The 5,681-nt window shown below is 60.4% G+C and carries 4 protein-coding genes and 1 pseudogene; all 5 read left to right on the top strand.

The window, feature by feature from the left end; all coding sequences use genetic code 11:
* Positions 1-336: 336 nt before the first annotated feature.
* The 5 genes and pseudogenes from SB822_RS54070 to SB822_RS54050 all read left to right on the top strand — a co-directional run bounded on the left by SB822_RS54070 (position 337) and on the right by SB822_RS54050 (position 5,578).
* Positions 337-1,033, top strand: a pseudogene (locus SB822_RS54070) (IS6 family transposase).
* Between the two features lie 1,137 nt (positions 1,034-2,170).
* Positions 2,171-2,698 carry a hypothetical protein gene (locus tag SB822_RS54065; RefSeq protein ID WP_410858715.1) on the top strand — a complete coding sequence of 176 codons (528 nt, stop codon included), beginning with the start codon at positions 2,171-2,173 and terminating at the stop codon, positions 2,696-2,698.
* Positions 2,685-3,281 (top strand): hypothetical protein, encoded by a 597-nt coding sequence (locus SB822_RS54060; RefSeq protein ID WP_410858714.1) that lies wholly within the window; start codon positions 2,685-2,687, stop codon positions 3,279-3,281. The genes SB822_RS54065 and SB822_RS54060 overlap by 14 nt, the downstream gene beginning before the upstream one ends.
* Positions 3,278-3,436 carry a hypothetical protein gene (locus SB822_RS54055; RefSeq protein ID WP_410858713.1) on the top strand — a complete coding sequence of 53 codons (159 nt, stop codon included), beginning with the start codon at positions 3,278-3,280 and terminating at the stop codon, positions 3,434-3,436. Before SB822_RS54060 ends, SB822_RS54055 begins: the two co-directional genes overlap by 4 nt.
* Before the next feature lie 9 nt (positions 3,437-3,445).
* A complete protein-coding gene (locus SB822_RS54050; RefSeq protein WP_410858712.1) occupies positions 3,446-5,578 on the top strand; it encodes a hypothetical protein in 2,133 nt (710 codons plus the stop codon).
* Positions 5,579-5,681 lie beyond the last annotated feature (103 nt).

The raw sequence follows: 5,681 nt of genomic DNA, 5'->3' as shown, positions 1-5,681 counted from the left end.
CAGGCAAGCTCGACTTCTCGGGCTTCAATCCACATGCCTCGTGAGCCGCATTAGCCACTCCACTTTTGAAATAGCCGATTTCTGTTTATGGTCTTCGAGACACGCTCCTGACAAAATAATCAGCGTGATTGGTTCGATCGGCGTGTCGAGTTCAAGCATCCTTAGCATTTAGCTTGCAATACTCGAAAAGTTGCCTATCGTCAGTTGTCGTGGCATCGGTTCTTCCGCGTGACGCGTGGCACTTGCGTAATGATGCGCTTGCCGTTCCGCCTCGATCGATCTGAGTGTAGCCACGGGCGTTGTCAGGTTGCTGGCCCGGTCACGTAAGATGGCGTGATGAAGAAATCGAAATCGCTCTATCACGGTCACCGTTTCCCAGCCGGGGTCATCAGTTGCGCTGTGCGCTGGTATTTCCGCTTCAGTTGAGCTTGCGCGACATCGAGGAACTGCTCTTCGAGCGCGGTGTGACCGTGACATACGAGACAATCCGTTGCTGGTGCGATAAGTTTGGCAAGGGCTTCGCTCACCGGGTCAAAGCGGCGCGACGCAAGCCGGGTAGCACGTGGCACCTCGACGAGATGTTCGTCACGCTGCGTGGCGAACCGCACCTGCTGTGGCGTGCGGTCGACGAGCATGGCGCCGAACTCGACATCTTGCTACAAAAGCGGCGCGACAAAGCCGCGGCCAAACGTTTCTTCAAGCGTGTGCTGCGCTCGAGCCCGGTACCGCGCAAGATCGTCACCGATCAGTTGCGCAGCTATCCGGCGGCAAAAGCGGAGATCCCGGAACTTGCGAACGTGAAGCACGTGTTCGTCAAAGCGGCCGCCCGACTGAACAACCGTGCAGAGAACAGCCACCAGCCAACGCGCGAACGCGCGAACGCGAGCGTCGCATGCGCGGCTTTCGCGACCCGAAACGCACACAGAAATTTCTCTCGTGCTTCGGGCCGATCAGGCAACACTTCGCGCTCAAGCGGCATCTGCTGCGCGCTTCACTCTATCGCAAACAGCTCGCGGCGCGATTCGTTGCCTGATGGGAACTCACCGAAGTCACCCAAAATCCGTCCTACGCGTTCTGAGGGACGCTTTTTCCTGCCGTCTTTCCGCCTCAGTCTCGATAAGTTGACAGAGCCAGCTGCAGCCCATTCCTGTCTGTCTGAACACAAGAAAACTGTTGCAAAAGGGACGCGTTCATATAGAGGGTATGTGGGCCGTTGAAGAGCTGCAACGGACCGTCGCGATGTCCACCATAACGCAACTGCGGATGTCGAACGGGTGCAGATGTTCGTCGTTCCACTCCCATGTGGATCTGTGAAGATGCTAGAGGTTCCGAGAGATACATGACGGTCTTGGAAGAGCGCAGCGAGTTAGTTTTTCGAGTGGCTCTAGACGCTGCTCGAAAACCTTATCGAGGTGAACAATCTGTGCTGTGCAGATTGTGGTTCAGACGAAGGGTCGTCAGCGGAGATTGTTCATTTCGAACGGGAAAGTTTCGAAGCCGGCTCACTCAGCATGCATCTTGGGGACGCGAGGGCGTTGCTAAGCCGGCTGCAGCGCTCGATGCTTGACGCGCAAGTGGAACCGGTACTTCTACACGTGGATTTCGGTCCGCTCCGGTAGTTTCATCGAACCGTCTACTTTGAGTAGATTGCCGTCGGTGTGTCCGCGTTCGCCGCGTTCATTTATGCCTGCGGGCGACTCTCAAGACCTGATGCTATTCATGTCGTGTACCTCCTTTGTTTTGCGATAAAGGCTGGCGCTACTGCGCCGCGCCAGCCTTTATCGCAAGCTCCTTGCGGAAGCCGTTGCTGATTTTCGTGCACGCGTAACCAGTCGCGCGTGACACACTGAAGCCTGTTCCTGCAAGCCGACTTCGAGGGGGCCATCCTTCATCTTCGATAAAGCATCGCAGGCATCGGCCATTTGATACTAACGTTCTTGGCACACAATGCGTTGAAATCAAGGGTAGGGATTCATGGGGCTGCCGGAGGCCATGAACGAGAGCCAGTAGGTGCGCAACCGCACATTGCCTTTGACATCCAGCTTGAACTTGTCGCTACGAGCACTAAATCATGAGTCAGCACCGACGATTTGTGATGCTCAACGGCCGTTCGCCGCAGCGCGGCGAATCTCGAACGAGCGCCGAACGTGTTGCAGCAACGAGACAGTCTATGCCTTATCTGGGCTCGCCATTCTTTCACGACGTCTTCATCAGCTATGCTCACGGGCCTCCATCGAAGCAGGGTCCGGGTAATCTCGCGCGCTGGTCGGAGGCGTTCGCGCACGCGTTGCGCGACGAAATCATTGTGAATCCTCGATTGCGGAAGTACCGGCAGTTTCTCGATATCGATCACGAGCCCGACAGTGGCGTCGATCCGCTCGCGCCGCTCACCGACGGACTGGAAGAACATATCCGCGGGGCCGCCATCCTGCTCGTCCTGATGACGCAGGACTACCTGCTTTCGCAATGGTGCAGACGCGAACGGGAGTCGTGGTGCGCACACCAACCGCAGATCGGCCTCGCCGACAACGACCGCATCGCCGTGGTGCGCGCGATGCCGACCGACGAGCCATGGCCACGCGAACTCGTCGACGTGCGCGGCGAACAGCTGCCCGGCTTCGCATTCCACCCGCCCGCTGACCGGCGACAACGAGCTCGCGATCCGCCCGTTCGGCTGGCCGGACATGCGCGATCGTGACAGCGCGTGCAGCAAGGCGCTCGTGCACCTGGCAGGTGTCCTGTCGACCAAGCTCTTTGCGATTCAAGCGCGTATCGAGGCAATGCAGCACGAACGCGCCGAAGCCGAGCGGCTCGCCAAATCCGAAGGGCTTACGATCTATCTGCACGGCAACGCGGCGGATGCCGAGGCCTGGAACATAGCCGCGGAAAACCTCGACAAGAGCGGCTTCGGCGTGCTGCCCGGCAGTCCGGACCCCGCCGAGCGGGACCCGGACAGGCTACAGGAAATCCGCGAGCAGCGCGTCGACGTGATGTGCGAATGCGATGCGCTGCTGTTGCTCGCCACCCTTGACGGCGGCGCGCTCGACCGCGATCTCGTGCTGGTCGGCAAGCACGACCGGCAGTCGGCGCGTGCGCGCACGAAGCGTCTGTTGCCCTGCGGCGTGCTCGATATGGTCGGTGCGCCGGTTGCGACCGAGGTGCGCAAGCGGACTGCCCGCTGGCTGCAAGCGGAATGGCTCGACGTGAAACACCAGCCGTGGACGAGCGCATTGCGTAATTGGCTCGTCGGCAGAGGTCCCGCTCAGGAGGTGCTGAGATGAGCGCACCCGACATCGATGACTTCGACGACATGTTCACGGTCGAGCTACCCTCACGGCCTTATCCGGGCCTCAGGCCCTTCGAGAAGAGCGAATGGACGATTTTCTTTGGCCGCGAGCGGATGTCCGATGCCGTCGTGACGCGGCTCCTGAAATAGCGCCTTCTCGTGATTCACGGCGATTCCGGATGTGGAAAGAGCTCGCTCGTGCGCGCGGGCGTGCTACCGAGACTAGAGCAGGAAAACGCGCGAGGCCTGACGCGCTGGAAGACGTGCAAGTCGCTGCCGCGCGACGAGCCGCTATGGAACCTTGCGCGCTCTCTCGCCGGACTGGCCCCGTCAGCCGACGAGTCCCGTGCAGTTCAGTTTCTGCGCGCGTTCAACTACGGCGAGGACGCGCCGGCACGGATTGCGGAACTGCTCGCGCTTGGGCCGCGCGAGCGCGTCTGCATTCTGATAGATCAGTTCGAGGAACTGTTCGCGCATGCCCGCCGTTTCGGCCCGACAGAAGCGCAGTTGTTCACGCAGGCACTAGTCGCGCTACACGCAAGGCCGCCCGAGCAGCTCTATGTAATCCTCACGATGCGATCCGAATACCTCGGGGCGTGCGGGCTCTTCGACGGGTTCGCCGAGGTCGTGAACGACACACAATACCTCGTGCCCCGGATGGAGCATCACGACCTCGCACGCGCAATCCGCGAGCCTGCGGCGCTTTTCGGCGGCGAGATCAGCCCCGAGTTGACCGAACGCCTGATCGCCGATGTGGGCGGCAGCCAGGACGCGCTGCCGCTCATCCAGCACGGGTTGATGGTGATGTATCAGCGAGTGGCCGAAGCGAGATGCGATACAGAGGGCAGTCCCGGAGATCAGCCTGAAGCCGGCATGCGCTGGCGACTTTCGATAGAGGATTTTCAAAGCAATGGGAGCCTGCCGGATCTGCTCTCGCGCCATGCCGACGAAGTTATGGCGCGTGCGGTGCAGGCGGCGCAGCCGCTTGATAACGCTCCGCTCGCGGTGGAAAACCTGTTTCGCACACTCACCGACATTGACGCCGACTCGCGCGCCATCCGCCGGCCGAGGCGGCTCGGACGCCTCGCACTCGAGGCAGGCTGCGCGGATCATACAGACGAAGTGCACAAAATCATCGACGTCTTTCGTGCCGACGGCGTTTCATTTCTCTCGCCGTTCGGCGACGGGCCGATCGGGGAAAACGACCTCGTCGACGTCAGCCACGAGGCACTCATCCGCTGCTGGAAAAGGCTCGCCGACCAGTCGGGCGACTGGCTCGGGCGCGAATTCCGTGACGGTCTGATCTGGCGCGCACTGCTGATTCAGGCGGAAGCCTTCGAGCAGAACCAGTCCAACGTTCTCGGTCCTACGGCCGTGGAGGAGCGCTCGCGCTGGATTCAGACGCGCAACGAGTATTGGGCAGAGCGCTATGGGGGCGGGTGGGACAAGGTCCAGGCGCTGCTCGCGGCAAGCCAGGTTGAGCGGGAACGGCGGATCAACGATGAAGTAGCTATGCGCGAACGGGACGAGGCGCACCGTATCGAGCTGCACAAGATGAAGGCCACGCGACGACTCGCGATCGTCATTGCCAGTGGAGGCTTCGTAACGGCGGTGCTCGCTTCGGGCCTTTATATGCAGTACAAAACGGCCACGGACGCGCAACGCAAAGCCGAGCACGAGCAACTTGATGCACAGCGCGCGCGTTCCGCCGAAGCGCTGGCGGCCCAGGAAGCTCTCCTTGCGGAACTGAGATCCGCCAACAACACACAACAGTTTCAACGCGACCAGGACACGGCGGCGAAGTCGTTGCAGTATGCGCAAGATGAAATCGGGCTCGTCACCAAAAGCACCGCAATCGATGAACATCCGGAGTTGAAGGGGCGACTGCTCGCGGCGCAGGACGTATTGAACAAGCAGGCCAGCAAGCTGACCGACGCGAGCGCCGACAATGCCGCTCCGCTGCTCTATATCCAGATCGCCGATAACACACAGCTCCCTCAGGTTGCCGAGCTGAAACGCAAGCTCGCGAGCTACAACTTCGGCGGCGGACCTCCGGACATGCCGGGCGCCGAAGTCGTCAAGAATGTACCGACCCATAGCGAGTTGCGCTGCTTCACTAACGCCGATTGCGAGCGCTACGGGCAAAAGCTCGCGAATGCCATCAATGCGTCGCTCGTCACGCCTCAGGTCGAATTGCGAAACCTGAGTGCCCGCTACGGAAGTTACCCGAACCTGCGCGCACGGCAATTCGAGCTATGGTTCGCCAAGGAGCCCATCGTAGTTAAACGATGAACACAATAATTTCTGGGCGGCTTTTCTGGCTATTTCAAAAGTGGAGTGGCTAATGCGGCTCACGAGGCATGTGGATTGAAGCCCGAGAAGTCGAGCTTGCCTG

It is taken from the genome of Paraburkholderia sp. SIMBA_054 (assembly GCF_046534875.1).
GTDB classification, from domain to species: domain Bacteria; phylum Pseudomonadota; class Gammaproteobacteria; order Burkholderiales; family Burkholderiaceae; genus Paraburkholderia; species Paraburkholderia hospita.
This window is presented reverse-complemented; position numbering and strand designations above follow the sequence as displayed.